The organism is Sphingobium xanthum (assembly GCF_019737615.1).
GTDB lineage: Bacteria > Pseudomonadota > Alphaproteobacteria > Sphingomonadales > Sphingomonadaceae > Sphingobium > Sphingobium xanthum.
Genome location: NZ_JAHKKS010000001.1, coordinates 251413 through 274636 on the forward strand (window position 1 = coordinate 251413; position 23224 = coordinate 274636).

Below are 23224 nucleotides of genomic sequence, written 5' to 3' on the forward strand. Positions count from 1 at the left end.
GGTGCGAAACGGAGGAGCATCGCCTTCACAGCCCGGTCAGGCACAGGGCGCGCTCGGCCTGTCGGCGACGGGTCAGCCCCGGCACGACCCGACCACCGGCGCGGTTCCACATCAGGAATGCCTCGCATCCGCCGCGCCAGTCCCCTGCCTTGAACCGTCGCGCCACGGTCGAGCGTGCGAAAGCGGCCTTGCCGATATTGTAGCTAAGCGAGATCGAAGCGGCCAACTGATGCGGGCGATTTCGAAGTGCGGGGACGGCTGCGAGGACGGCCGGAGCATAGTCGCTCTCCAGTGCCCGCCGCAGCATCGCATCGCATTCCGCCGGTGTGTAGCGGCGCATCGCGACGCGCGTCTCGCCGGTGCAGACCGTCCAGACGCCGACGATGTCGCGATAGGGCGCTATGCGCGTTCCCTCCCATCGCTCGACCGTGGGCGTCGCGATTGCAAGGGCGAGCGCGACGAAGGCGCCGCCGCCCAGTGTGCCGCCGAGAATGCCCGCCGTCTGAGGCCCAGCTACCCGGCTCATTTCCGGGTCTCCGGCTGATCGACGATGCGGGCGAGGCCGATCGCCAGGAACAGCGCGAGGCCGATCCATTGGCCGGCCGGCAGGGAGAGGCGCGTGTCCGGCGGGAGGGCAGTCCACGCGGCCGAGAGGCCCGCGCCGAGCGCGGACAGCCGAACGGACCAAAGGCGGTGCGCACGGCGCACGTCGGCGATCAGGCGCGCCCGGAAGCGCGTCCGCAAGTCATTCAACATCTTCGATCTCCTATTTCTGCAGCCAGCCTTTCATGGCGGCTATGATTCCGGCACCGGCGGCGAGAAGGCCGGTCAGCCATTTGAGAAAGCGCATCGAGCTTTTGGCGGTCGTGAAGGCTTCGACGACGTCCTTGGTCGCCCGCACACCCTGCTCGAGCTGCGCGACCCGCTCGCCCAGATGGCCAAGTTGTTCGCCATGGGCTTCGAGCGTGCCCGCGAGCGCCTCCATCTTGCCGAGCAGGTGATCGAGGCTGCGCTTTACCTCGGTGATGCTATTCGGCCTCATGACGCCACCGCGTCCTGCGTATCGCCGTCGCAATGATAGAGCGCGACCAGATCCGCTTCGGCGCCGGTGAACGGGGCTGTGGGGCAAGTGTAGCTCGTCCCGGAGTAGCGCTCGCTGTTGAATACAGCCCATTCGTCGACTGCGCCACCGGAAGGAGCGCTGCCGCCACCCTGGTTGCGCAGGGCGAAGCGCCCGGCAATGGGCGGGACCGTCGCGATCGTTTGGGCCCCCGTCGAGTTATAGTCGCGGACACCGGCGCCGGCATCGGTGATGTTAGTCAGATAGATGGAACGGCCGCTCGGCCCGAACTGGGCGGCGACATGATAGCGCTTGCCGGCAACCAGCGTCGTCGCGCCCGTCGGCGTGCCACTGCCGGCTTTCACTTTCCCGCTCTGGTCGATGCCGACATACCAGGACGCGGTCGCGCCGAAGCCGCCGAACAGCACCACGGCACCGGAGCCGGGGATGGTCGGGCAGGTGAAGAAGCCCTCGATGGTGACCGGCACGAAACAGGGCGTCTTGCCGGTCACCGCCAGCGCGGTGCCGCCGGTCATTTCCTGCCCGAACCCGCTGGCGCCCGCGCCATAGCTTGCGCTGGTCTCGATCATGTCGAACGGGCTGACATTGGCCACGAAGCCGCTCGGCGGTGCGTTGACGGCTCCGCCCGGCGTCGGCGCAGCGACGGCGATGGGGTCGAAGTTCGCCTGCACCTGCCGGCCGATGCCGACGGCGTCATCGTCGCGGTCGTCATAGATGTTATCGGTCGTGCCGTTCACCGGGCCATTGCCCCAGTAAAGATAGAGTTCCAGTTCGTGGCCATCGCCGGGATCGTTCGCCAGCACGATCGAGAGCGTCGTGGCATTTGGCGTGGCGACCGACGAGACAGGAAACCTGTTGTCGCTGTTGGCGGGGCGATCGACCCTGCCTTTGGCGAACACGAAGATACGGTTGCCAGGCGTGCCGACGAGGGTCAGCGCGCTCTGGCCGACGTTCGAGAGGGTCAGTGTGATCGTCGCGCCGCTGCGTATGGCACTGAGCGGTGCCGGGCCGAGGCCATTGCTCGCGCCATAGCCGGCGCGGAAGGCACGGGCGATGTGCCGGCCCATGGTGCGCGATCCCACCTGGCTCTGGTGAATATTATCGACCTGATCGACGTCGTGCATGTGGACATAGGTGCCGCCGTTGGCGCTGCACCAGTCCCGCGCGCCCTTGCGGACGCGGTTGATCGCATAGGGCGTTCCCCAGGTGCTCGAACGGATATTGGGCACAGTCCAGACCATCCTGGCATAGCCACTGAAGCTGTTTGCGGCGGTCAGCTGACCGAACACCGCGTTGAGGCCGCTCTGATAGGCCTTGGGCGGCAGCCCAAAAGCGCTGTCGCTATGGCCCTGCCCCCAGACGAAGCCTTCGAAGGCGCCGCCAACCCGGCTGATGAGGCTGCTCAGCTGTGTCCAGTTGCCGCTGCCGCTGAGGAACGTGTTGAGCGCGACGCCGCCTTGGCTATGCCCGAAAGCGCCGCAATTGACGCCGAGAAGAGCCGTCATCCGGTTCAGGAATTCGCCCACGCCGACAGCATTGGGACCATTGCCGTTGCCGACATCGCCGGGCGTCTGCTAGGGCATGATTGCGACCGTCGGCATATAGGCCGTCGTCTCGAGGCGGCGATCCATTCGGGTTGCAGGATCGTGCTGCCGTCGTCGGATCGGATGCGGGCGCCGACCGTGCCCGCGCTGGCGCCCGTCAGGGCAATGCGAATGACGCCCTGACCCTTGCCTTGCCCGCCGCCGGTGGTGGTCGCGCGCTGATAGATGCGCTTGGCTTCATGCGCCGCGAACTGCGTCATCGTGAAGCCGGCGCTCGGCGTCGGCGAGGGGGTGGGCGTGCCGGTCATCGCCCGGTGCCGGCGCGTGCTGCCCTTGTCGCCCAAGCCATATCCGTATCCGCGGCCCGGCATCAGGCGAGCCCGACGATGTCGGCCGCGGTCGTGCCCGTCGCGCGGATGTAGCGCGCGCGAACGTCGAGGATCTGGCCGGAGGCGATGTTCTTGAACACGACGTCGGCGGTCGCATCGGCCGCGCGCAGCGTGATGTTCCCGCCAGTCCCCACGAAGATCGCCTTGGGCAGCGGGTCGATCTCGTTGCTGACATGCGGCGTGATGGCGAAGGCGTCACGCGCCGGCTGGGATAGCGAGTCGGTTTGGGTGTCGAAGCGGTCGGCCATGTCCTTGCCTTTCCTGGGCGCGGCCGAATCGCCGCATCACCCATAGGCCAAGGAACCATAGCTGTAGGACAGCGAAATTTTACCTATTTGGAAAATTTATGTCGGTGCGGGCGTTTTGTCGCGGAACAGGCAGATGTCCTCGATCACGCAGCGCCAGCATTCGGGCTTGCGCGCCTTGCAGACATAACGGCCATGCAGGATCAGCCAGTGATGCGCATCGCGCCGGAACGGCTGAGGGACTTTCTTTTCCAGGCCTTTCTCGACGATCAGCACGTTCTTTCCCGGCGCGAGACCGGTGCGATTGCCGACGCGGAAGATATGTGTGTCGACCGCGAAGGTCTCTTCGCCGAACGCGGTGTTCATGACGACATTCGCCGTCTTGCGACCAACGCCGGGCAGTTCGGTCAGCGTATCTCGATCGCGTGGCACTTCGCCACCATGGTTCGCGACCAGCGCCTCGGAAAGCGCGATGACGTTCTTCGCCTTGGTGTTGAACAGGCCGATCGTCTTGATGTGCTGCTTCAGCGCCTCTTCACCCAAAGCGACCATCTGTTCCGGCGTCTTCACCGTCTCGAACAGCTTGCGCGTCGCCTTGTTGACGCCGACATCGGTCGCCTGAGCGGACAGGACGACCGCGACGAGCAGCTGGTAGTCGTTGCCATATTCCAGCTCGGTGCGCGGCGCCGGATTGGCTTCCGCCAGGCGCGAGAACATCTCGAAGATCTGCGGGCGGGTCAGTTGACGGCTCGCCACGCCTCAGAGCCCGAGCACGTCCGCCATGGAATATCGCCCCGGCGCCTTGCCGATCAGCCATTGCGCCGCCTTGATCGCCCCGCGCGCGAAGATGATCCGGCTTTCGGCGCGGTGGCTGAGTTCGATCCGCTCCTGATCGGTCGCCAGGATCACCTGATGATCGCCCGCCACCGATCCGCCGCGCAGCGAGGCGAAGCCGATATCGCCGGCGCCACGCGCACCGGTGATGCCGTCGCGACCGCGCACCGCGCGCTCGTCCAGTCGGATGTTCCGCCCCGCCGCGGCAGCTTCGCCGAGCAGCAAAGCCGTGCCCGAGGGCGCATCGACCTTATGCCGGTGATGCATCTCGACGATCTCGATGTCCCAGTCATCGCCCAGCCGCGTCGCCGCTTCCCGCACGAGTGCCGCCAGCAGATTGACGCCCAGAGAAGTATTGCCGGTCTGCAGCACGGCGATGCGCTCGGCCGCGCGATCGATCGCCGCATGATGCTCCGCTTCGAGGCCGGTGGTACCGATCAGCAGCGGCTTCCCCGCGGCGATGCAGGCCGCGAGATGCGTGTCCAGCGCTGCCGGCACCGAGAAGTCGATGAGCACATCGGCGCGCGCCGCCAGGGCTGCGGGATCAGCGGTGATCGCTGCTCCGGCGTCCCCGATCGTCCCGCCTGCCTGACTGTCGGTTCCGCCCGCAACGTCCAGCCCGGCATCGCCCGCTATGCCGGCGATCGCCTGGCCCATCCGCCCGCGCGCCCCGAAGATGCCGATCGCCGTCATGATGCTTGCGCCCCTCTTGCTCAATTCACGTGAAATCTGTCTGATCGCGCCGATGCCAGACTCGCGCGCAATTGTCATCCTGACCGGTGCCGGCATTTCGGCCGAGAGCGGTCTTGAGACCTTCCGCTCCGCCGATGGTCTCTGGGCCAACCACCGGATCGAGGATGTCTGCACGCCCGAAGCGCTCGCGCGCGACGCGGCGCTCGTCCATCGCTTCTACGATCTGCGGCGCGAGGCGCTCGCCACGGTCGTGCCCAATGCTGCCCATGATGCGCTGGCGCGTCTGGAGCGGGCATGGGCGGGTGACGTTCTGATCGTCACGCAGAACGTCGATGACCTGCACGAGCGCGCCGGCTCGCGGACCATCATCCATATGCATGGCGAACTGAACTCGGCGCTTTGCGCGGCGTGCGATCGTCGCGAGCCCTGGAGCGGGAGCTTGCCGCCCGGCGCCGTCTGCCCGTCCTGCGGAGCGCCGCGGCTTCGTCCCGATATCGTCTTCTTCGGCGAGATTCCCTATCAGATGGAACGCATCGAGGAGGCGCTAGCCGGCGCGTCCCTGTTCGCGTCGATCGGCACCTCCGGCGCGGTTTATCCCGCTGCGGGCTTTGTGCGCATGGCGCGGTCCATGGGCGTCGAGACCCTGGAACTCAATCTGGAGCCGTCGGCGGGCAGCGGCTGGTTCGATGATTGTCGTCATGGCCCGGCCAGCCTGCTCGTGCCTCGCTGGGTCGATGAACTGCTGGCCCAGCCTTGAACGACGCCGCCGCACCTGCCAGATCGGGCACATGAACGCTCCGATCGAAAACCCTCCGCTACGCGCGGCCATGATCCCGGTGACGCCGCTCCAGCAGAATTGCAGTCTGGTCTGGTGTACGAAGACGATGCGCGGCGCTCTCGTCGATCCGGGCGGCGACTTGCCCCGCCTCAAGAAGGCCGTCGCCGATCAGGGCGTCACCCTCGAGAAGATTCTCGTCACTCATGGCCATATCGACCATTGCGGCCAGGCCGGCGTTCTCGCGAAGGAACTGAGCCTTCCCATCGAAGGGCCGCATGAGGATGATCGCTTTTGGATCGCGCGCCTCGATGACGATGGCAAGCGCTGGGGTCTGCCGGGTGAGCCGTTCGAGCCGACGCGCTGGCTCGTCGATGGCGACAAGGTAACGGTCGGCGAGCTGGAACTGGACGTGATCCATTGCCCCGGCCACACGCCGGGCCATGTCGTGTTTCATCACCCTGCCTCGAAGCTCGCCATCGTGGGCGACGTCCTGTTTCAGGGATCGATTGGCCGCACGGACTTCCCGCTCGGCAATCATGAGGACCTTCTGTCGTCCATCACACGCAAGCTCTGGCCGCTGGGCGGTGACACGATTTTCGTTCCGGGGCACGGCCAGCCGAGCAGCTTCGCGCATGAGCGTGCAACAAATCCTTTCGTCGGCGATCGTGTGACAGGCCTTGCCTGAAGCCCCGATGCGGGAAAGTCACAGCGCCTTCGATTTCCCAATGAATCGGTTGCGCCGCCGCGAAAAAACGCTATAGGCGCACACTCTTCGCGACTGCCCGCCTTTCGGTTTCGGCGCCTTCGTGGCTGCCGATTGGTCGATATGTCAGGTTCGCGAGTTCGTTTTGACTTTTTACGATTTGGAACAGGTGCCTCATGGCTGTCCCTAAGAGAAAAACCTCGCCGTCCAAGCGCGGCATGCGCCGCAGCCATGACAGCCTCCGCGTTGAGGCCTATCAGGAATGCCCGAACTGTGGCGAGCTGAAGCGTCCGCACAATCTCTGCGGCGCCTGCGGTCACTATAACGGCCGCGAAGTCGTCGCCGTCGGCGCCTGAGCCCGATTTAGGGAATCCCGGGGGTGATAACGCCGCGGATCGCGATTGATGCGATGGGCGGTGATGAGGGCGTTCGCGTCACGGTCGCGGGCGTTGCTTTGGCGCGTCATCGCCATGAGCAGTTGCGGTTCACGCTGTTCGGCGATGAAACGCAGATTCGCGCCGCACTCAAAAATCATCCCAATCTGTCCAAAGCGGCCGAGATCGTCCATACCGATCAGGTAGTCACCGCCACGGACAAGCCCAGCCAGGCCATCCGTCAGTCACGCGGCAGTTCCATGGGTCTCGCCATCCAGGCAGTGAAGGACGGATCGGCCGGTGCCGCCGTGTCGGCGGGCAATACGGGCGCTCTGATGGCCATGGCGAAGCTCGCGCTGCGTACGCTGCCCGGCATCGATCGTCCCGCGCTGGCGGCGTTCCTCCCGACGCTCGGCGAGAATGATGTCGTCATGCTCGATCTCGGCGCCAATACCGAGTGCGACGCGCGCAATCTCGTCCAGTTCGCGATCATGGGTGCGGCATATGCCCGGATTGTCCTTGATCTCGAGACGCCCCGCGTCCGCCTGCTCAACATCGGCACGGAAGACCTGAAGGGCACGGACGAGATTCGCGATGCTGCGGCTTCGCTGCGCGGTACGACGAACCTGCCGCTGCGATTCGATGGCTTCATCGAGGGCGACAAGATCGGCTCCGGCGACGCGGATGTGATCGTCTCGGAAGGCTTTGCAGGCAATATCGCGCTCAAGACTGCGGAAGGCACGGCTCGCTTCGTGACCGATGTGCTGCGCCGTGCCTTCACCAGTTCGATCCGTTCGAAGGCTGGCTTCCTGCTTTCAAAGCCGGCTCTGCATCTGCTCAAGGTGCATCTCGATCCCAACAACCATAACGGCGCGGTATTCCTCGGCCTCAACGGTGTCGTGGTGAAGAGCCATGGCGGCGCCGACGAAAAAGGCATTGCCAATGCGGTGCATGTCGCGGCACGGCTGATCGAAGAGGATTTGAGCGGGCGGATCGGCGAGGATCTGGCGCGCGTCGGACCCATAGTCAGCGAGGAACTGATCGCCAAATGACCTTGCGGTCCGTGATATTGGGGACAGGCTCGGCCTTGCCGCGTCGTCGTGTCGATAATGCCGAACTGGCAAAGACGGTGGACACAAGCGACGAGTGGATTGTCGCGCGGACCGGCATTCGCTCCCGCTATATCGCGGGGGAGGGTGAGACGACCTCCAGCCTGGCCATCGCGGCATCGAAGCGTGCGCTCGAAGCAGCGGGGCTGCCAGCGACCGACATCGATCTCATCATCCTTGCGACGGCGACGCCGGACCAGACCTTCCCGGCCAGCGCCACCACGGTGCAGGCAGGGCTCGGTATCAACGATTGCGTCGCATTCGACGTGGCGGCTGTCTGTTCGGGTTTCCTCTACGCCGTGACAGTCGCGGACAATATGCTGCGTGGCGGCGCCGCGAAAACGGCGCTCGTCATCGGCTCGGAAACCTTCAGCCGTATTCTGGACTGGGAAGACCGCACCACCTGCGTATTGTTCGGCGACGGCGCGGGCGCCATCGTCCTGCAGGCGCAGGAAACCGATGCGGCGACGGGCCGCGGTATCATCGCGAACCGCCTCCATGCCGACGGTCGGCACAACGGCCTGCTCAGCGTCGATGGCGGTCCTTCAACAACCGGTACTGTTGGCAAGGTCCGTATGAAGGGGCAGGACGTGTTCCGCCACGCCGTCGTCAATCTCGCGCAGGTCATGCAGGAAGTGCTCGACGATGCCGGTCTCTCGGCGGCGGATGTCGATTGGGTCGTGCCGCATCAGGCCAATGCGCGCATCCTGGACGCGACCGCGCGCAAGCTCGGTCTCGATCCGGCTCGCGTCGTTGTTACCGTCGATCGTCACGCCAACACGTCGGCGGCGTCGGTCCCGCTCGCGCTTGACGTCGCCGTTCGGGATGGGCGGATCAAGACGGGCGATCTGGTGGTGCTGGAGGCCATGGGCGGCGGCTTCACCTGGGGTGCTTGCGCGCTGCGCTTTTGACCACGCTCCGGGCGAGGTTTCGCGACGGATAAGTATCACCCGATATCGGTAGTTTGCTCTCGATTCTTCTCGTTGCAAAGCGCGAGATTCTGCCGCACAGAAAGGTTTGCGGGACTGTGGGGGCAGAGCCGCATCCAGGTTCGTTTTTGGGGGCGAAATGAGTTCTGATGACACTTTGACAAGGGCGGAAATCGCCGAGCGGCTCAATCGGCAGATTGGACTGTCGAGGGCGGAATCCGCGCAGTTGGTCGAGCAGGTTCTCGATCTGGTCGCCGAAGCGCTCGAGCAAGGCGAAAACGTCAAGATTTCGGGTTTCGGCACGTTTGTGCTGCGCGACAAGAATGAGCGCGTGGGCCGCAATCCGAAGACCGGCATCGAGGTGCCGATCACACCGCGGCGGGTCTTAACGTTCCGTCCCAGCCAGTCGTTGCGCGATCGCGTCGCGGGCGCCTGATTGACGGACTCGGATTGACCCGCGCAGCGGGATCGTTGCACAAGGCGATATGGCCAAGGATGACGGCGCGTTTTTGACGATAGGGGAGCTGGCCCAGGAACTGGGTGTTGCTCAACATATCCTTCGCTACTGGGAAACGCGCTTTTCCCAGCTCCGACCGCTGCAGCGATCCGGCAATCGGCGCTATTATCGCCCGGGTGATGTCGATGTCGCGCGCACGATCAATCGCCTTCTGAACGAAGAGGGCTTCACCGTCCGGGGTGCGCAGCGCGTGCTTTCGAGCCGCAGCAAGGATTCGGCCAGGGAGACGCCGGTGGTCGCGGCCACTCCGCCGCCTGGGCCCGAATCTTCCGCGCCGATCCAGGCGGTCGGAGCGCAGGGCGTGCTGCCTATTGGCGAGCCTCACGCAGCGCCGCAAGGCGTCCCCAACGACGGAACATCGCCCTCCCAGGTTGCGACGTCCGATATCGCGCTGCTGATCGCGCGTCTGACGGTCATCCGGCAGAATCTGGTCGATGCGCTCGAATCGGACTGATCGTCAGGGTTGATCCGGACCCAAAGCAGGGTCGAGGTCACGGGGGCGCGTGAAAGCGCGGAGTTTTCCACTGCCGGTGAACCGTTCGGCCAGTGCTGCCCAGCTCTCGACGTTGAAATCGAGCACAGCGAGCGCCGCGGTCGGGAATTTGACCTCCACCGCGTCGCGCAGGGACGAGCGCCCGTCGTCTGTCACTGCCGTCAGGATCAATTCCTCAAGACCGGGGCTGTGGCCCGCCAGCAATATCTGCGAGATGTCTTCCGACTGTTCGGAAAGCACTTCGGCGATCGCGGTCCCGGTCGCCAGGTAGATGCGCAGATCGAACTGTGGTTCCGGTGCCGGCCCATAGGCTTCGCGAAAGCGGCGCAGCGTCTCGACCACGCGAACGGCCGGCGAGGCGATGATCGCCTGAAAAGACAGTTTGTTGACCGCCGCCCAGCGGCCCATCACCGCCGCGGCGCGATAGCCGCGGTCATTGAGTCCCCGGTCGAAATCGCGCAGCGCCGAATCGCTCCAGTCCGACTTTGCATGACGCAGGATGATGACCGTCTTCATTCCTCTGCCTGCACCCCGTCCGCTGGAGACCCACTTTGCGCCTCCTGCCCGAAAATCGCGCGCGAACCAAGCCGCGAGCGCACGCGCTCGATCGCCTCGTCGAGGGGAATGCGCCGAACCGGTGCCTCGGGCGGAAAAGCGCTCAGCAGTCGGCTGGGCATGGCGGACGACAGGATGACGAATTGCCCGGCATCGTCGGCCCTGCGGATCAATCGCCCGAACGCCTGCGCGAGCCGTGCCCGCACGAGCCGGTCCTCATAGCCGCTGGGATCGCCGCTGCCCTGTTTGCGGGCCGTGTGCAGCACCGAGGGCTTGGACCATGGCACACCCTCCATGATGACGAGGCGAAGCGACTCGCCGGGCACGTCGATGCCGTCGCGCAGCGCATCCGTCCCGAGCAGAGACGCGCGCGGATCGTCGCGGAACATGTCGATAAGCGTGGCCGGATCGAACGGATCAACGTGCTGTGCGTAGAGCGGAAGGCCGGTGCGTGCGAGCCGGTCCGCGATTCGTGCCTGGACGGAGCGCAGACGGCGAATGGCGGTGAACAGGCCAAGTGTGCCGCCGCCGGCTGCCTCGATCAGGCGCGTATAGGCACCCGCCAGCGCCGGCAAGTCGCCGCGCTTCAGATCGGTCACGATCAGCACTTCGCTTTGCTGCGCATAGTCGAAGGGGCTGGTGACCTCGAACCAGTGCGGTTTGCCGGCCAGATGTGTCGCGCCCGAGCGCTGCATGGCGGTCTCCGTGTCACCCCCGGCGCGCAAGGTGGCCGAGGTGACGATCACGCCATGGGCGGGCCGTAGTACGACTTCGGCGAGCGGCTTGGTCGGGTCGAGCCAATGGCGATGTAGACCGATATCATATTCGCGGCCCTCGACCCGATCCACCGCCAGCCAATCGACGAACCGCCCATCCGGGGCACTACCGATTCGCAACAACAGCGCTATCCAGCTCATGAGCAGGTCGCAGCGCCAGCCAAGCGCCGAGATCGCGCCGTCGATCCGCGCGCGCGCCGGCGCGTCCAGCCAGTCCGGTGCCAGCTCGATCACGGCAATCAGTCGCTTGGTGAGCCGTTGCAGCGGTGCAAGCAGCGCTTCGAGCGCCCCGGCCGCATTGGTCGCGGCATCGATCAGGTCGCCGTCCACATCGCCCAGATCGACTTCCAGGCCATAGCCCGGATCAGTTTCCTTGCCGTCGCGCTCGTCCCGCGCATAGACCGTCGAGCGCACGACCGACAGCAGGATCTCGATCGCGCCAAGCGGGCCATGCTCCAGAACACGCCGCAACCAGTCGTCGCCCGGGAGCGCGCGTGCTGCCTCGCGTGCGTCATCGATCGCTTCGGCACCATCGGCGTCGTAGCTCGCCACATCGGAGAGGCGCGCCGCGAGCCCTCGCCGCCGTCCGCGCCGTTCCGTCTCGGGGCCGATCACCCAGCGGCGCAGTTCGATCGCCTCGCGCCCGGTCAGCGCCGCGCCGAAGGTCGAATCGGCCGCGTCGAAGAGATGATGTCCTTCGTCGAACACGATGCGCGTCGGCGTCCCCTGCGTTTCCCGCCCTCGCGCGGCGTTGATCATGACCAGAGCGTGGTTGGCGATCACGACGTCGGCGCCCTGGCTGGCGCGAGTGGCGCGCTCGATGAAGCAGGTGCGGAAATGCGGGCAGCCGGCGTAGATGCATTCGCCGCGCCGGTCGGTCAGCGCGGTCGCACCGGCTCGTCGGAAGAGAGCCGGCAACCAGCCCGGCAAATCGCCGCCGACCATGTCGCCGTCACGCGTATAGCCCGCCCAGCGCGCGATGAATTGCGCGAGGATGGCCGCGCGGCCCGCAAAGCCGCCCTGCAGCGCATCTTCGAGATTGAGCAGGCAGAGATAATTTTCCCGTCCCTTGCGAATCACGACATGCTTTCGGAACGCCGCGTCATTGGGATAGTGACGCCGTGTCTCCCGATCGAGCTGCCGCTGCAGCGCCTTGGTATATGTTGAAATCCACACTGTGCCGCCCGAGCGCTCCGCCCAGAGCGTTGCTGGCGCCAGATAGCCGAGCGTCTTGCCGATTCCGGTCCCGGCCTCGGCAAGCACGACATTGGGCATATCGTCCCGAATACGCGGCGCGAACCCTTCGGCCGCCGCATTCGCGAAATCACGCTGCCCGATGCGCGCCTCGGCGCCTCGGCCGGTAAGGTCGCTCAGCCGATCGAGCACCGCGCTTTCATCCAGCAGCACCGGTCGCGGCTGGGCACGGGGCGGTTGCTCTTCCCATTGCGGGAGGCGGCTGAACAGCCATCGCTCCGCTTCGCGCGGCTGGGCGATCCGGTCGCGCAACAGCGGCGCCCAGCTCCAGCGCAGGCGCTCCAGTTGGCGCAGGCTGGTCCAAGCGCCCTCGCGCTCGGCCCAGTCCGTCCGTTCTGCCCATTCGAGCATCTCCGCCGCGAGCGTTGGGATCAGACGAGCGGCTTCGGTGTCGTCCTGCGGCGAGGCTTGCCCCATGGCCCGTGCGAGCCCGCTGACGGTCGGGATCACGAATTGCGCGGGGAAGAGGAAGGCGAACAGTTCGAGCAGATCGAGGCCGGAGAGATCGGCATGGCCCAGTCGCGATCCCAGCAGCGGTGCGTTGACCAGCAGCAACGGTGTCCCCGCCGCCTGTGCCAGCGCCTCTCCCCGGCTCAGCGTGACGAGGTCGTCATCGCCGTTGGTGAGCCAGATGCCGGCATGGCTGGCATGCAGCGCTTGAGGAAGGGAAGGCGGTGGCACGATCCTCCCATAGCGGCCTGCGTGGCGGAGGGGAACGGTTCGTGAACGAAATTTGCCGTTTGGACGTGGCGGGCTGGTGATCAGCCCATCCGGCGCCCGAAGCCGCCAGGACTTGCCGCACGGCCAAAGGATCGACCGCCCGGCACGGCAGCACGGGCGTGCGTGGAAGCATAGACCATTTGCGGGGCACCCGTCGCTTCGTCGGGGAACTGCGTCGCACGCGCGAACATCAGGCGCTCGTAGAGTGGCCCGTCCGTGAGCGGGAAGGAGAATTTGATGCCCATGCGATCGACCTCGGCCCAGCGGCACTGCGCGTAGACGGTATGGCCCATATACTCGATCTGGAAGCGTGTTCCGGCGGGGAGGCTACCGCCTACGACCTGTGCGCCATGCTCGGTCATGTCTACGATGGCCAGGTCCAGCGAGTCGAGAACCGTCGTCACCGTGATCGGAATATCGACGTTGATGCGCCGCTGCCGCTGAACCTGCGTATCCATATGTGTGCCTGCCCCCCGATCAATGCCGCTCTGTTTCAAAGAACGGCTGAACTCTGTGACATTTTACACGTACTGGTAAATTTTCGGGTAACCGCGTGGTCTAAATCAGCCAATTTTGCCGAATTCAGGCTGGCTTGCTGATGTAGATGCGTTCCATGTCCCGCACATTGAACGTCATGGCAGCATCCGCGAGGCCCACGGCGCGTGTGCCCGAGGTGAGCGCTTTGGCTATCGCCTTGCTCCGGCTCATCACGCCGACATTGTAGATGAGCCGGTCCACGGTGAGCGAACGCCCGACCATATCCTCACGCTCCACTTTGAAGCCGACCTTCTCGCTGATGTCGCGCAGCGTCTTGGTCGTGAAGAAATAGATATGGCCCTCACAGGAGAGGCTGCGTTCACGGCGGCCGAGCAGCTTGAACATCAGCGTATCGTAACGCGGCGTTTCCATGACGAGCATGCCGTCGGGCTTGAGAATGCGGAAAATCTCGGCCAGCGTGTCGGTCGGATCAGGCACATGCTCGATCACATGCATCATCGTCACGACGTCGAATGAGGCATCGGGGAATTTCGCGTCGGGCAGGATCACCGGCAGAACTTCGAGGTCCAGCACCTTGCGCGCGTGACGATTGAGGCCCTCGCTGGGCTCGACGCCGACGACATCCCAGCCATCCTTGCGGAAATAGTCGAGCAGATAGCCATAGCCGCTGCCGACCTCGAGCATACGCCCGCGATTGGGGAAGCGCTCGGCCAGGATCTTGCGGGTGGTCGCATAGTCGCGGACCTGAAGCTCTTCCTTGGTGAAGCGCTGGCTGCCTTCGCCGACCTGTTCGACGAAATCGGGATCCCAGCGCGCCACCAGCTCGTGGTCCGGCGCTGCGGCGCGGGGATTGGCATACATGAGACCGCATTTGCGGCACTCGACGATCTGCGAGGATTGGGCTTCGCCGGCCTTGAAGCGCACCACATAATCGTCGGCGCCGCACAGATTGCAGACCACAGAACTCATGCTACCTCGCTTTGTCAGAACGGTGCGGCATCTATCCGGCCATGGCCCAAGAAACCGTTAAATTGGCTAATTGATGCAGCGCAGCATGTCAACGCGAGTGGGTTGAGTCGTGTTGGTGCGCGGAACGGGGTGACGAAGGCGCCGCCAGGCGTTAGGTGGCGCAGCATGAGCGACGATCCGATCAGCAATGACCTGCGGCAGGCGGCCCTGGTCTCCAAGGCTTGGCCCTATGAAGAGGCGCGCAAGTTGCTGAAGCGCTATCCGCGGGGGAAGACGGCCAAAGACGGAGCGCTCGCGCCAGTGCTGTTCGAGACCGGCTATGGCCCGTCCGGGTTGCCGCATATCGGCACGTTCAACGAAGTGCAGCGCACGACGATGGTGCGCCACGCCTATGAGGAACTGACCGGCGCGCCGACGCGCCTTGTCGCGTTCAGTGACGATATGGATGGGCTGCGCAAGGTGCCGGACAACGTGCCGAACCAGGAAATGCTCGCGCAGCATCTCGGCAAGCCACTGACGCAGGTGCCCGATCCGTTCGAGAAGTATGAGAGCTTCGCACATCACAATAATGCGATGCTGTGCGCGTTCCTCGATCGCTATGGCTTTGACTATGAGTTCGTCTCCTCGACGGAGATGTATCGCGGCGGCCAGTTCGACGAGGCCCTGAAGGGCGTTCTGCGCGCCTATCAGGCGATCATGGACATCATGCTGCCGACATTGCGCAAGGAGCGTCAGCTCACCTACTCGCCGGTGCTGCCGGTCAGTCCGAAGAGCGGCATCGTGCTGCAGGTTCCGGTCGAGGTGATCGATGCCGATGCGGGCCTCGTTCGCTTCGTCGATCAAGGTGAGACGATCGAGCAGTCGATCCTGTCCGGCGGCGCGAAGCTGCAGTGGAAGGTCGACTGGGCGATGCGCTGGGTGGCGCTCGGCGTCGATTATGAGATGGCCGGCAAGGATCTGATCGATAGCGTCACGCAGTCGTCCAAGATCGCGCGGGCGCTCGGTGCCCGCCCGCCCGAGGGCTTCAACTACGAGATGTTCCTCGACGAGAAGGGCGAGAAGATCTCCAAGTCCAAGGGCAATGGCCTCTCGATCGAGCAGTGGCTGACCTATGGCTCGGAAGAGAGCCTGGCCTTCTACATCTATCGCGAGCCGAAGGCGGCCAAGTCGCTCCATATCGGCGTGATCCCGCGTGCCGTGGACGATTACGAGCAGTTCCGCGCCAGCTATGCGACGCAGGCGATCGACAAGCGGCTCGGCAATCCGGTGCATCATGTTCACGGTGGCAAGGTGTCGCAGGACTCCTTGCCAGTGACGTTTGGCCTGTTGCTCAATCTCGTCGGCGTGATGGGCGCCGATGCAACCGAGGCGCAGGTCTGGGCCTATCTGCGCAATTATGCGCCGGGCGCGAGCGCGGAGGACTATCCGCGCCTCGCCGGGCTGGTGCGCAATGCGCTCGCCTTCAATCGCGACTTCATCGCGCCGACCCTGAAGCGCCGTCCGCCGAGCGAGAACGAAGCGATGGCCCTGCGCGAGCTCGACGCGCAGATCGCGGCGTCGCCGGACGATGCGACGGCCGAGGACATCCAGAACATCGTCTACGAGATCGGCAAGGATCCGCACTACGGGTTCGAGCAGTTGCGCGACTGGTTCAAGGCGCTCTACGAGACGTTGCTGGGCGCGGAGCAGGGCCCGCGCATGGGCAGCTTCATCGCACTTTATGGCATCGAGAACAGCCGTAAGCTCATCGCTCAGGCGCTGGACGCGGTTCCCGCCGGCTGATCAGGCGTCCGGGCGGTGCGGCTGGAGCTGTGCGGCCTGGATTGCGGCGGCGGCCGACACGGTCTCCACGAATAGCTGCTGGCTGGTGTGGCGCGGCAGGACGTCGCGCAGCAGCTGCACTGCCACATCTTCATCGCCCTGCGTCGCCGAGACGGCAAGGTCGCCGAGCAGCGCTTCGTCCGGGCTGAGCGCCATGCAGCAGGGTCGATGGATCAGGAAGCTTTCGGGCCAGCTCTGCTGGAGTGAGCAGACCATCCGGGCGACGCGGCGCGCGGCCTCCATACTGCGCAGCCGGACGGCGAGGTCGGGCAGGGGGTCGCGACCGGCCTGACCGAAGAGGATGCAGAGCCGCGTCGCCATGATGAGATGGACGGCCGTCAAAGGATAGCCGCGGAGGTCCTTGAAGCGGAACAGTGCCGTTAGATCGCGTGCCATGCCTTCATCCAAGCCGATTTGTTCGACTCGGTATATGCTATTGCGAACGAATTGCAATAATGAGATGTGGAGCCACGTGACCTTTGTGAGCTACCGGCCGCCTCTCCGTCAAGCGGATGAGGCGGCCAGCGCCGGGTCACTTCTTCGAAGCGATCCAGTCGTCGATCTTCTTCTCGAGCACCACCATCGGCAGGGAGCCGGTCATCAGCACCTGTGCGTGGAACTCCTTGGGATCGAACTTCGCGCCGAGCTGGTCCTGCGCCTTCTTCTTGAGGCGCTGGATGGTGAGCGCGCCGATCTTGTAGGCAAGCGCCTGGCTCGGGATGGCGATGTAGCGCTCGACCTCGGCCGTTGCGTCGGTCTTCCCCATGGAGCTGTTGTCCAGCATGTACTGGATCGACTGATCGCGGGTCCATCCCTTGGCGTGAAGGCCGCTGTCCACGACCAGACGCATGGCGCGCAGCATCTCGTCGTCGAGATGGCCAAGGCGCTGATAGGGATCGCCATAGAGGCCGAAAACATAGCCGAGCTTCTCGGCGTAGAGTGCCCAGCCCTCGACATAGGCCGTGTTACCGCCGAACCGCATGAACGCGGGCAGCGCCTCGTTTTCCTGCGCGAGGCTGAGCTGGAAGTGGTGGCCCGGCGCGCCTTCGTGCAGATAGAGCGTCGTCATGCCCGGAATGCTGCGCGATGGCAGGTCATAGGCATTGAAGTAGAAGACGCCTGGGCGCGACCCGTCCGGCGTGCCGTTCTCATAGGAACCACCCGCCTCGAACTTCTCGCGGAATTCCGGATAGGGGCGAATCTCCAGCTTGGACTTGGGTAGCGTCGAGAACTGGCTCGGCACCTTCTCGTCGACGATCTTGCCGATGCGGTAGAAGTCCTGCGTCATCCACTCGCGCGACTTGGGGTGGAACTCGGGCGCCTGGCGGATGTGCGTGAAGAACTCGCCCAGCGTGCCCTTGAAACCCACTTCGGTACGAACCTGGTCCATTTCCGTGCGGATGCGCGCGACCTCGGACAGGCCGAGATTATGCACATAGTCTGCCGTGAGCGGCAGGGTGGTCGTGCCGCGGATCAGTTCGGCATAGAGCAGGTCGCCGCCCTTCATCGTGTTGAGGCCGACGGTCGTGCGCGCGACCGGCAGATATTCGGCCGCGAGGAAGTCGCGCAGGCGCTTCTCGGCCGGGTTGATGCCGGTCAGGATGATGTCCTTGTAGGCAGCCGTGAGGCGGGTCTTATCCGCGTCCGAGATGCCCTCGGGGAAGTTCAGCACCGGCTGGTAGAAGGGCGATTCCTCGACCTTCTGGGCCAGCAGCGCGTCGAGCTGCTGGATCACGTTGTTGATCGTCAGCTTGGTCTCGACGACGCCGCTCTTCATGCCCTCGCGGAACCGGCCAATCGCGCGATCGGTGAGGACGATATAGTCCTTATGGCGCTTCAGATTGTTCTCATAGTCGGCGAGCGTCTTGAACGGCGCGGCGCCCTTGCCCGAGGCGAAAGTCGGGTAGAAGGTGTGGAAGCCGCTGAAGTGGTTGACGGGGCGCACGATGGTCAGCGCCATGATCTCCGGGCGAAGACCCTTCAGCGCCTCTTCGGTCTGCCACTGGAAGACGTCATAGGCGATCTTGTTCTGCTCGGTCAGCCTGGTGCGATCGATCCCGCGCAGCGCGGCCAGATCGCCTTCCGATGCCTTGCGCTCGGCGTCGAAATAGGCGTCGCTGATATAGTCGCCCAGGCGGTCGGCGTAGCGCAGATCACCGCGGAACAGCGCGTTCAGTGGGTTGCGCTTCAGATTGGCTTCGTCCGATGCGGCGAACAGCGCGAAGAGCTTCTCGTCCTCCGTCTGTGCGTTGGCGGCGGTGGCCGGCGCGGCGGTCTGGGCGATAGCGGGCAGGGCGAAGGCGGAGGCCGCGAGCAGAAGCGCGGCGGGCCGAAGGATGCGCGAGGCGCGGATCATGGATGGTCCTTTCGATCGGGCGATCAGAGCTGATCGGATGCGACTGCGTAACGGCCGAAACAGGCGCCGACAACTGCCGGAAACCACGGATTTCGCGATATTTTCGTCAGCGCGATGCTGTATTGCTTGGCTATGTCACGAGACGTAATTTTCTTTCAAAGGTTCGGAAAGTTCGGGGGTCGGCGCAAATCTTTTTTCTCCTTGGGCTGCACGGACGATCGGTGCGTGCTTGCGTGAGGTCACACTATCGCGCCTGTTTTTCGCGTTCAGCGCCCGTGGTGCTGAGGGAGATTTTCCGACCTGAGAAAGAGCTGATCCGGAGTGCCATGTGGCGGGGGCTGTAGGACAGCGATTTTTCCTCACCAGCGGACAGGGCTTCTGACACAGGCGAAAGGCCCTCCCGCTTGTCGCGGAAGGGCCTTGCCGTGAGAGTCGGAGCGGGCGTTTAGCGCCAGCGGAAGACGTTGTGGACGACCTTCACCACGCGGCCGGTGCGGACATTGACGAGCAGTGCGTCGTCATAGTGGCGCACCCAGCGCTGGTTGACGCCCGGGCGATCCCAGCGGAACCGCGCATAATCGGCGATCACATAGTTGCGGCCATAATAGACCGGCTGGATGCGGGCACCGGGGCGGAACTGCTGGTAGCGGAAGTTCGCCCGCCACGGATGGGCACGATCATAATCGCGCGCTTCCCGGCGATAATCTCCTTTGGCGTCGCGCAGTTCGCGCTTTTCCTCTTTGAGGTCGCGGCGGGCGTCACGGACGTCGCGACGCTCCTCACGCACTTCCTGGCGGTCGCGGCGCAACTCGCTCGCAGATTGAGCCATCGCCGTCGAGGGGACGAGCGCCAGAGCGGCGAGGCTCGCGAAAATCAGTTTCTTGTTCATGGTTTGACACTCCTATTTCGCTGCCGGACGAGGCAGGAACCCCAGGGTGAGGAGGAAAGGTCCCCGCCTCTGTCCGACAAGGCCGTTATGGCGCTTCCGCCCTGAACAATGGTCGAATGGCGTCGTCAGTTTCCGGTCATAAGTGTCGCAAATTGTCGCTTTTTCCTCATAGCCGAAACCGGGATGCGGATATGCCTGGCGCGCGAAGGTCATAGGAAGGTCGCACAAGGTCCGCTACGATGGCACCTCAATCGCATCGGGAAAGGGACTGGCCGATGATTACCGTGTGGGGCGGGCAGACGTCGCGATCGATCCGGGTCGTCTGGGTATTGGAGGAGATGGGCCTTCCCTATCGCATGCAGCAGGTCGACATGCTGGCCGCAGAGCAGGACCCCGCCTTCCTGGCGGTCAACCCCGCCAATTATATCCCGGCGATCGAGGATGGCGAGGTCGTCATGGTCGAGTCGATCGCGATCATGGAATATCTGATGGGGCGGTATGGGCCGACGTCGCTGGCGCCTGCGCCGCACGATCCGATCTTTCCCGCCTATCAGCAGTTTCTGCATTTGGGCGAAGCCGGCCTCGCAACGCTGATGATGCCCGTCATCGTCAGTCGCTTCATCGCGCCCGAGGGTGAGCGGGAGAATTGGGGTGCGAGATGGTCTCTGCAGTCGTTCCGGAAGCGGCTGAAGCTTGTCAGCGAGCGGCTTGCCAACTCGCCCTATCTCGCTGGCCAGGCTTTCACGGCTGCGGACATTTCGGTGACCTATGCTCTGAACCTCGGCCAGCAGCACTGCGGCATCACCCTCGGCGACGTCGAGCAGGCCTATCTCGCGCGCACCACGGGTCGCGATGCTTACAAGCGCGCCATGGAGCGGTCGCACGCCGGCGTGAATAGCTGACGCCGTCAGCGGATCGCTCGCCTCACGCCTTGTTGCGCGGTTCCCAGCGGCGCTCGCGGTACCAGCGCGTCACGATATATTTGACGCCTTTGGTCACCGGCAGCGCGGCGTGCAGCGTGTCGCGATTGGGCGCGCCGTCCTCGCCCAGATTGTTCCAGATCAGCAATGTGCCGGGGCGCGGCGGCACGGTGATGCCGAGGCGGGGGAATTGTGTCTCTCCGCCTTCCTCCACCTCGCAGAGATAGGCCATGGCCGTCCAGCAGCGCTGTCCGCCGCTCACCCGCATCGCCGGCCAGTAATGGACATTGCCGGGAAAGAAGTCGCAGTGCAGCTGGTATTGCTCGCCTTCATAATAACGCTGGCCCTGCAGCAACTCGCCATAGTCGCCCTCGATGCCGACGAGTGCATCGATCCGCCGCGTGATCGCGATGACCAGGGGATCGTAGATGTCGAGATTGCAGCTGCTGCTCGTGCGATAGCCATTCTCAACGCCCGAGAAGAGCTTGGACGGTTTGCAGCCCGCGTCGATGCGCGTCATGAGCTCGGCGCATTCCTTGGGCGAGATCAGGCCGTGGCGCAGGAACATCTCCGCGCGCTGCGTCGGCAGGCGGCTGATCATCGGATTGCGCGACAGGCGTGCGAGCACGCGCGAGCCCATTTCGGCGCGGGCGGTGGAGGGAAGTTCGGCGTCGTCGAGCCAGGTATCGGTCATCGTCCGTGTCCTGCCATCGGCGCGTGGGGTGGGCAAGGGGAGTTGGCGCCGACATTGCGCTCCCTCCTCTTCAGAGGAGGGCAGAGGGTGGTGCTGCGATCTGCCAATTCATCGCTGCGCGAGCGATGCTGACGCATCGCCACCACCCCAACCCCTCCTCTGAAGAGGAGGGGCTTATGGTAGCCCAAAGAAAAAGGACCGGCCCTTGCCGAAGCAGGGACCGGCCCAGTCTTTCCTGAAGGCCGATCAGGAACTCGTCTCTCGGAGCGGTCAGCTCACCAGAAGAAGCCGTGGATCACGTCGACGACATAGCCGTCGCGGATATCGACCAGCAGCGCGTCGTCATAATAGCGGACCCAGCGCAGCGGACCGTAGGCCGGCGGCAGGCGATACTCGTACGGATCGTCGATCCAGTAGCTCGAGCCGAACAGCACGTTGCTGAGGTAGATGCCGATCGAGAAGCGCCGGTAGCCGTAGTTCCAGCCATAAGGCGCATAATAGGTCGGCAGCCGGTAGATATACCGGTTCTGCGTGCGGTAGCGCTGCCAGTCATAGCGGCGGTCGGAGCGCCAGCCATTATTGTCCCAGCGGCGATAGTCGGACCAGCGATCGCGGTCGTTCAGCCGGCGCTGATAGTTCCAGGTCCGGTCGTTGCCGCGATTGTCATTGCGGCTCCAGTCGCGCGTGCGATCATTGTCCCGCCAATTGCGATCCCGGTCGTTGTTCCGGGCGTTGTCCCGATTGCCGTCCCGATTGCGATCATTGTCGCGACGATCGTCGTTCGACCAGCCGGGGCGGCCGCGATTGTCACCACGAGCGTCACTGTCGCGCCGTGCGGTGTCGCCGCGGTTCCAGTCGCGCTGGCGATTGTCATTGCCATCGCGGTTCCAGCCGGGTCGCGCGGCGGGCGCCTGCTGGGCGGGCTGTGGTTGGGCCGATGGTGCCGCGCCAGGGCCGCGATCGCGATTGCCGCGCCAGTTGCCGCGATCCGCCGTGGCGTCGGGGCGAGGGGCAGGCGAACTGTTGTCGCGCTGGCGGTTCCATTGCGGCTGGGCGCTGGAGGCGGGCACGGCGACATTGTTGACAGCGCGCGGGGCACGATCTTCGCGTGCCGAAGGCGAGCGGCCGCGATCTCCGCCGCCTTCGCGCGCCGTATTGGCGGGCTGATTGGGGCGGGGGCTGTTCACCCAGCCCGCTTCGCCGCGTCCGCCGCCGCGACCGCGATCCTCACGGCCACCTTCGCGCTGTGCGGTCGCCGGAACGGCGGTCAACAGCGTCGATGCCATGAGGCCTAGAACCAAGATGCGCTTCATTTCAGAAACATCCTCAAAAAGCTGGCGAGTCTCCGCCAATGAAGATGGTTCTAGGTCAGTATGGCTGTCGCATGGCTGAACATATGTGTCAGTTTATTGCAAGGATGTGCCGCAGCGGGACCGGCTCCCAGATTTTCCTTGCTGTCGTGATTTCCGAGCCGGCAGGTGGATTCCACCTGCCTCGAAATCACTCTAGTCGTTGCCCTCGGCCGGCGGCGTGAGGCCGGGCACGCGCCGCGCGGCATCGGCCGGGGCGATGCCCGGCGCCGGTGCGGCGGCGACGCGCTCCTCGCCGCGCATGATCCGCCCGGCCTGCTTGATCGCCTCGCGGATGCGCGGATAGGTGCCGCAGCGGCAGATATTGGTCATGACCGCATCGATCTGCGCGTCGGTCGGGTTGTTGTTGCGGCGGAGCAGCACGGCGGCGGTCATGATCATGCCGGACTGGCAATAGCCGCATTGCGGCACGTTCTGCGCAGCCCAAGCCTGCTGGACCGGATGGCTCCGATCTGGCGAAAGACCCTCGATCGTCGTCACGAACCGCCCCTCGATCGCCGCGATCGCGACCTGGCAGGAGCGGATGGCGCGGCCGTCGACATCGACCGTGCAGGCCCCGCAATCTCCGGTGCCGCAGCCATATTTGGTGCCGGTGAGGTTGGACGCATCGCGCAGTGCCCACAGCAGCGGCGTCTGCGGGTCCATCCGATACTGCACCGGGCGATCGTTGACGGTGAACTTGGTCATGCGATGTCAGCGGCCCTAGCCGCAAC

General features: G+C 64.7%; 26 protein-coding genes and 1 pseudogene. 9 read left to right on the plus strand and 18 right to left on the minus strand.

The features are described 5' to 3' along the window. Positions 1–25: 25 nt before the first annotated feature. From KM135_RS01215 to dapB, 8 genes are all read right to left on the minus strand, one after another. Positions 26–526 carry a lysozyme gene (locus tag KM135_RS01215; protein ID WP_221712075.1) on the minus strand — a complete coding sequence of 167 codons (501 nt, stop codon included), beginning with the start codon at positions 524–526 and terminating at the stop codon, positions 26–28. Then, entirely contained in the window at positions 523–756 is a 234-nt protein-coding gene (locus KM135_RS01220; RefSeq protein ID WP_221712076.1) for a DUF7940 domain-containing protein, read from the minus strand. The genes KM135_RS01215 and KM135_RS01220 overlap by 4 nt, the downstream gene beginning before the upstream one ends. Before the next feature lie 10 nt (positions 757–766). Then, on the minus strand, positions 767–1042 hold the full coding sequence (locus KM135_RS01225) for a hypothetical protein (RefSeq protein ID WP_221712077.1): 276 nt from the start codon (positions 1040–1042) through the stop codon (positions 767–769). After that, on the minus strand, positions 1039–2586 hold the full coding sequence (locus tag KM135_RS01230; protein WP_221712078.1) for an SGNH/GDSL hydrolase family protein: 1548 nt from the start codon (positions 2584–2586) through the stop codon (positions 1039–1041). Before KM135_RS01230 ends, KM135_RS01225 begins: the two co-directional genes overlap by 4 nt. A gap of 5 nt (positions 2587–2591) precedes the next feature. Next, complete coding sequence (locus KM135_RS01235) at positions 2592–2933, minus strand: hypothetical protein (protein WP_221712079.1); 342 nt, start codon at positions 2931–2933, stop codon at positions 2592–2594. A 62-nt stretch (positions 2934–2995) separates the two neighbouring features. Next, positions 2996–3262: a spike base protein, RCAP_Rcc01079 family gene (locus KM135_RS01240; protein WP_221712080.1), complete on the minus strand. Its 267-nt coding sequence runs from the start codon at positions 3260–3262 to the stop codon at positions 2996–2998. Between the two features lie 96 nt (positions 3263–3358). Further along, positions 3359–4000 carry an endonuclease III gene (nth, locus tag KM135_RS01245; protein ID WP_221712507.1) on the minus strand — a complete coding sequence of 214 codons (642 nt, stop codon included), beginning with the start codon at positions 3998–4000 and terminating at the stop codon, positions 3359–3361. 18 nt (positions 4001–4018) lie between these two features. Beyond that, positions 4019–4786: a 4-hydroxy-tetrahydrodipicolinate reductase gene (gene dapB / locus KM135_RS01250; protein ID WP_221712081.1), complete on the minus strand. Its 768-nt coding sequence runs from the start codon at positions 4784–4786 to the stop codon at positions 4019–4021. Between the two features lie 52 nt (positions 4787–4838). On the opposite strand from dapB, the gene KM135_RS01255 reads away from it, so the two are divergent. From KM135_RS01255 to KM135_RS01285, 7 genes and pseudogenes are all read left to right on the plus strand, one after another. Continuing rightward, positions 4839–5543, plus strand: coding sequence for an NAD-dependent deacylase (locus tag KM135_RS01255; protein WP_221712082.1), 705 nt, complete (start codon positions 4839–4841; stop codon positions 5541–5543). Positions 5544–5574: 31 nt separating this feature from the next. Then, complete coding sequence (locus KM135_RS01260) at positions 5575–6249, plus strand: MBL fold metallo-hydrolase (RefSeq protein ID WP_221712083.1); 675 nt, start codon at positions 5575–5577, stop codon at positions 6247–6249. 194 nt (positions 6250–6443) lie between these two features. After that, positions 6444–6623: a 50S ribosomal protein L32 gene (gene rpmF / locus KM135_RS01265; protein ID WP_221712084.1), complete on the plus strand. Its 180-nt coding sequence runs from the start codon at positions 6444–6446 to the stop codon at positions 6621–6623. 23 nt (positions 6624–6646) lie between these two features. Next, on the plus strand, positions 6647–7693 hold the full coding sequence (gene plsX / locus KM135_RS01270; RefSeq protein ID WP_221712085.1) for a phosphate acyltransferase PlsX: 1047 nt from the start codon (positions 6647–6649) through the stop codon (positions 7691–7693). Further along, on the plus strand, positions 7690–8661 hold the full coding sequence (locus KM135_RS01275; RefSeq protein WP_221712086.1) for a beta-ketoacyl-ACP synthase III: 972 nt from the start codon (positions 7690–7692) through the stop codon (positions 8659–8661). Before plsX ends, KM135_RS01275 begins: the two co-directional genes overlap by 4 nt. 157 nt (positions 8662–8818) lie before the next feature. Further along, a complete protein-coding gene (locus KM135_RS01280) occupies positions 8819–9115 on the plus strand; it encodes an integration host factor subunit alpha (RefSeq protein WP_221712087.1) in 297 nt (98 codons plus the stop codon). Positions 9116–9164: 49 nt separating this feature from the next. Beyond that, positions 9165–9491, plus strand: a pseudogene (locus KM135_RS01285) (MerR family transcriptional regulator); the annotation flags it as partial. A gap of 162 nt (positions 9492–9653) precedes the next feature. On the opposite strand, the gene KM135_RS01290 reads toward KM135_RS01285, so the two are convergent. The 4 genes from KM135_RS01290 to KM135_RS01305 form a co-directional block, all read right to left on the minus strand. Next, on the minus strand, positions 9654–10205 hold the full coding sequence (locus tag KM135_RS01290) for a SixA phosphatase family protein (RefSeq protein WP_221712089.1): 552 nt from the start codon (positions 10203–10205) through the stop codon (positions 9654–9656). Then, positions 10202–12958 (minus strand): ATP-dependent DNA helicase, encoded by a 2757-nt coding sequence (locus KM135_RS01295; RefSeq protein WP_221712508.1) that lies wholly within the window; start codon positions 12956–12958, stop codon positions 10202–10204. The genes KM135_RS01290 and KM135_RS01295 overlap by 4 nt, the downstream gene beginning before the upstream one ends. 77 nt (positions 12959–13035) lie before the next feature. After that, positions 13036–13452 carry a PilZ domain-containing protein gene (locus KM135_RS01300; RefSeq protein ID WP_221712090.1) on the minus strand — a complete coding sequence of 139 codons (417 nt, stop codon included), beginning with the start codon at positions 13450–13452 and terminating at the stop codon, positions 13036–13038. Positions 13453–13576: 124 nt separating this feature from the next. Beyond that, a complete protein-coding gene (locus KM135_RS01305; RefSeq protein WP_221712091.1) occupies positions 13577–14461 on the minus strand; it encodes a class I SAM-dependent methyltransferase in 885 nt (294 codons plus the stop codon). Between the two features lie 165 nt (positions 14462–14626). Between KM135_RS01305 and KM135_RS01310 the strand changes: the two genes are divergently transcribed. Continuing rightward, complete coding sequence (locus KM135_RS01310; protein WP_221712092.1) at positions 14627–16243, plus strand: lysine--tRNA ligase; 1617 nt, start codon at positions 14627–14629, stop codon at positions 16241–16243. Here the strand turns inward: KM135_RS01310 and KM135_RS01315 are convergent, their stop codons facing one another. The 3 genes from KM135_RS01315 to KM135_RS01325 all read right to left on the minus strand — a co-directional run bounded on the left by KM135_RS01315 (position 16244) and on the right by KM135_RS01325 (position 19527). Beyond that, positions 16244–16678, minus strand: coding sequence for a hypothetical protein (locus KM135_RS01315; protein WP_221712093.1), 435 nt, complete (start codon positions 16676–16678; stop codon positions 16244–16246). Positions 16679–16814: 136 nt separating this feature from the next. Beyond that, positions 16815–18638, minus strand: a complete 1824-nt coding sequence (locus KM135_RS01320; protein WP_221712094.1) for a DUF885 domain-containing protein — start codon at positions 18636–18638, stop codon at positions 16815–16817. A gap of 445 nt (positions 18639–19083) precedes the next feature. Continuing rightward, a complete protein-coding gene (locus KM135_RS01325; protein WP_221712095.1) occupies positions 19084–19527 on the minus strand; it encodes an RcnB family protein in 444 nt (147 codons plus the stop codon). Between the two features lie 275 nt (positions 19528–19802). On the opposite strand from KM135_RS01325, the gene KM135_RS01330 reads away from it, so the two are divergent. Then, the gene (locus KM135_RS01330; RefSeq protein WP_221712096.1) at positions 19803–20429 is read left to right on the plus strand and encodes a glutathione S-transferase family protein; all 627 of its coding nucleotides are present in this window, start codon (positions 19803–19805) and stop codon (positions 20427–20429) included. Positions 20430–20451: 22 nt separating this feature from the next. Here the strand turns inward: KM135_RS01330 and KM135_RS01335 are convergent, their stop codons facing one another. The 3 genes from KM135_RS01335 to KM135_RS01345 form a co-directional block, all read right to left on the minus strand. After that, positions 20452–21141 (minus strand): prolyl hydroxylase family protein, encoded by a 690-nt coding sequence (locus KM135_RS01335; protein ID WP_221712097.1) that lies wholly within the window; start codon positions 21139–21141, stop codon positions 20452–20454. A gap of 275 nt (positions 21142–21416) precedes the next feature. Next, on the minus strand, positions 21417–22454 hold the full coding sequence (locus KM135_RS01340) for an RcnB family protein (protein ID WP_221712098.1): 1038 nt from the start codon (positions 22452–22454) through the stop codon (positions 21417–21419). A gap of 192 nt (positions 22455–22646) precedes the next feature. Beyond that, positions 22647–23198, minus strand: a complete 552-nt coding sequence (locus tag KM135_RS01345) for a (2Fe-2S)-binding protein (RefSeq protein ID WP_221712099.1) — start codon at positions 23196–23198, stop codon at positions 22647–22649. Positions 23199–23224 lie beyond the last annotated feature (26 nt).

Excerpts from the sequence above, each read along its gene's own strand:
- rpmF (WP_221712084.1), top strand. The coding sequence starts at position 6,444 with ATGGCTGTCCCTAAGAGAAAAACCTCGCCGTCCAAGCGCGGCATGCGC.
- KM135_RS01225 (WP_221712077.1), bottom strand. The coding sequence starts at position 1,042 with ATGAGGCCGAATAGCATCACCGAGGTAAAGCGCAGCCTCGATCACCTG.
- KM135_RS01290 (WP_221712089.1), bottom strand. The coding sequence starts at position 10,205 with ATGAAGACGGTCATCATCCTGCGTCATGCAAAGTCGGACTGGAGCGAT.
- KM135_RS01230 (WP_221712078.1), bottom strand. The coding sequence starts at position 2,586 with ATGACGGCTCTTCTCGGCGTCAATTGCGGCGCTTTCGGGCATAGCCAA.
- KM135_RS01300 (WP_221712090.1), bottom strand. The coding sequence starts at position 13,452 with ATGGATACGCAGGTTCAGCGGCAGCGGCGCATCAACGTCGATATTCCG.
- KM135_RS01215 (WP_221712075.1), bottom strand. The coding sequence starts at position 526 with ATGAGCCGGGTAGCTGGGCCTCAGACGGCGGGCATTCTCGGCGGCACA.
- KM135_RS01335 (WP_221712097.1), bottom strand. The coding sequence starts at position 21,141 with ATGACCGATACCTGGCTCGACGACGCCGAACTTCCCTCCACCGCCCGC.
- KM135_RS01305 (WP_221712091.1), bottom strand. The coding sequence starts at position 14,461 with ATGAGTTCTGTGGTCTGCAATCTGTGCGGCGCCGACGATTATGTGGTG.
- KM135_RS01235 (WP_221712079.1), bottom strand. The coding sequence starts at position 2,933 with ATGACCGGCACGCCCACCCCCTCGCCGACGCCGAGCGCCGGCTTCACG.
- dapB (WP_221712081.1), bottom strand. The coding sequence starts at position 4,786 with ATGACGGCGATCGGCATCTTCGGGGCGCGCGGGCGGATGGGCCAGGCG.
- KM135_RS01345 (WP_221712099.1), bottom strand. The coding sequence starts at position 23,198 with ATGACCAAGTTCACCGTCAACGATCGCCCGGTGCAGTATCGGATGGAC.
- KM135_RS01325 (WP_221712095.1), bottom strand. The coding sequence starts at position 19,527 with ATGAACAAGAAACTGATTTTCGCGAGCCTCGCCGCTCTGGCGCTCGTC.
- KM135_RS01220 (WP_221712076.1), bottom strand. The coding sequence starts at position 756 with ATGTTGAATGACTTGCGGACGCGCTTCCGGGCGCGCCTGATCGCCGAC.
- KM135_RS01260 (WP_221712083.1), top strand. The coding sequence starts at position 5,575 with ATGAACGCTCCGATCGAAAACCCTCCGCTACGCGCGGCCATGATCCCG.
- KM135_RS01255 (WP_221712082.1), top strand. The coding sequence starts at position 4,839 with ATGCCAGACTCGCGCGCAATTGTCATCCTGACCGGTGCCGGCATTTCG.
- KM135_RS01330 (WP_221712096.1), top strand. The coding sequence starts at position 19,803 with ATGATTACCGTGTGGGGCGGGCAGACGTCGCGATCGATCCGGGTCGTC.
- KM135_RS01315 (WP_221712093.1), bottom strand. The coding sequence starts at position 16,678 with ATGGCACGCGATCTAACGGCACTGTTCCGCTTCAAGGACCTCCGCGGC.
- KM135_RS01320 (WP_221712094.1), bottom strand. The coding sequence starts at position 18,638 with ATGATCCGCGCCTCGCGCATCCTTCGGCCCGCCGCGCTTCTGCTCGCG.
- KM135_RS01240 (WP_221712080.1), bottom strand. The coding sequence starts at position 3,262 with ATGGCCGACCGCTTCGACACCCAAACCGACTCGCTATCCCAGCCGGCG.
- KM135_RS01275 (WP_221712086.1), top strand. The coding sequence starts at position 7,690 with ATGACCTTGCGGTCCGTGATATTGGGGACAGGCTCGGCCTTGCCGCGT.
- KM135_RS01310 (WP_221712092.1), top strand. The coding sequence starts at position 14,627 with ATGAGCGACGATCCGATCAGCAATGACCTGCGGCAGGCGGCCCTGGTC.
- KM135_RS01280 (WP_221712087.1), top strand. The coding sequence starts at position 8,819 with ATGAGTTCTGATGACACTTTGACAAGGGCGGAAATCGCCGAGCGGCTC.
- KM135_RS01340 (WP_221712098.1), bottom strand. The coding sequence starts at position 22,454 with ATGAAGCGCATCTTGGTTCTAGGCCTCATGGCATCGACGCTGTTGACC.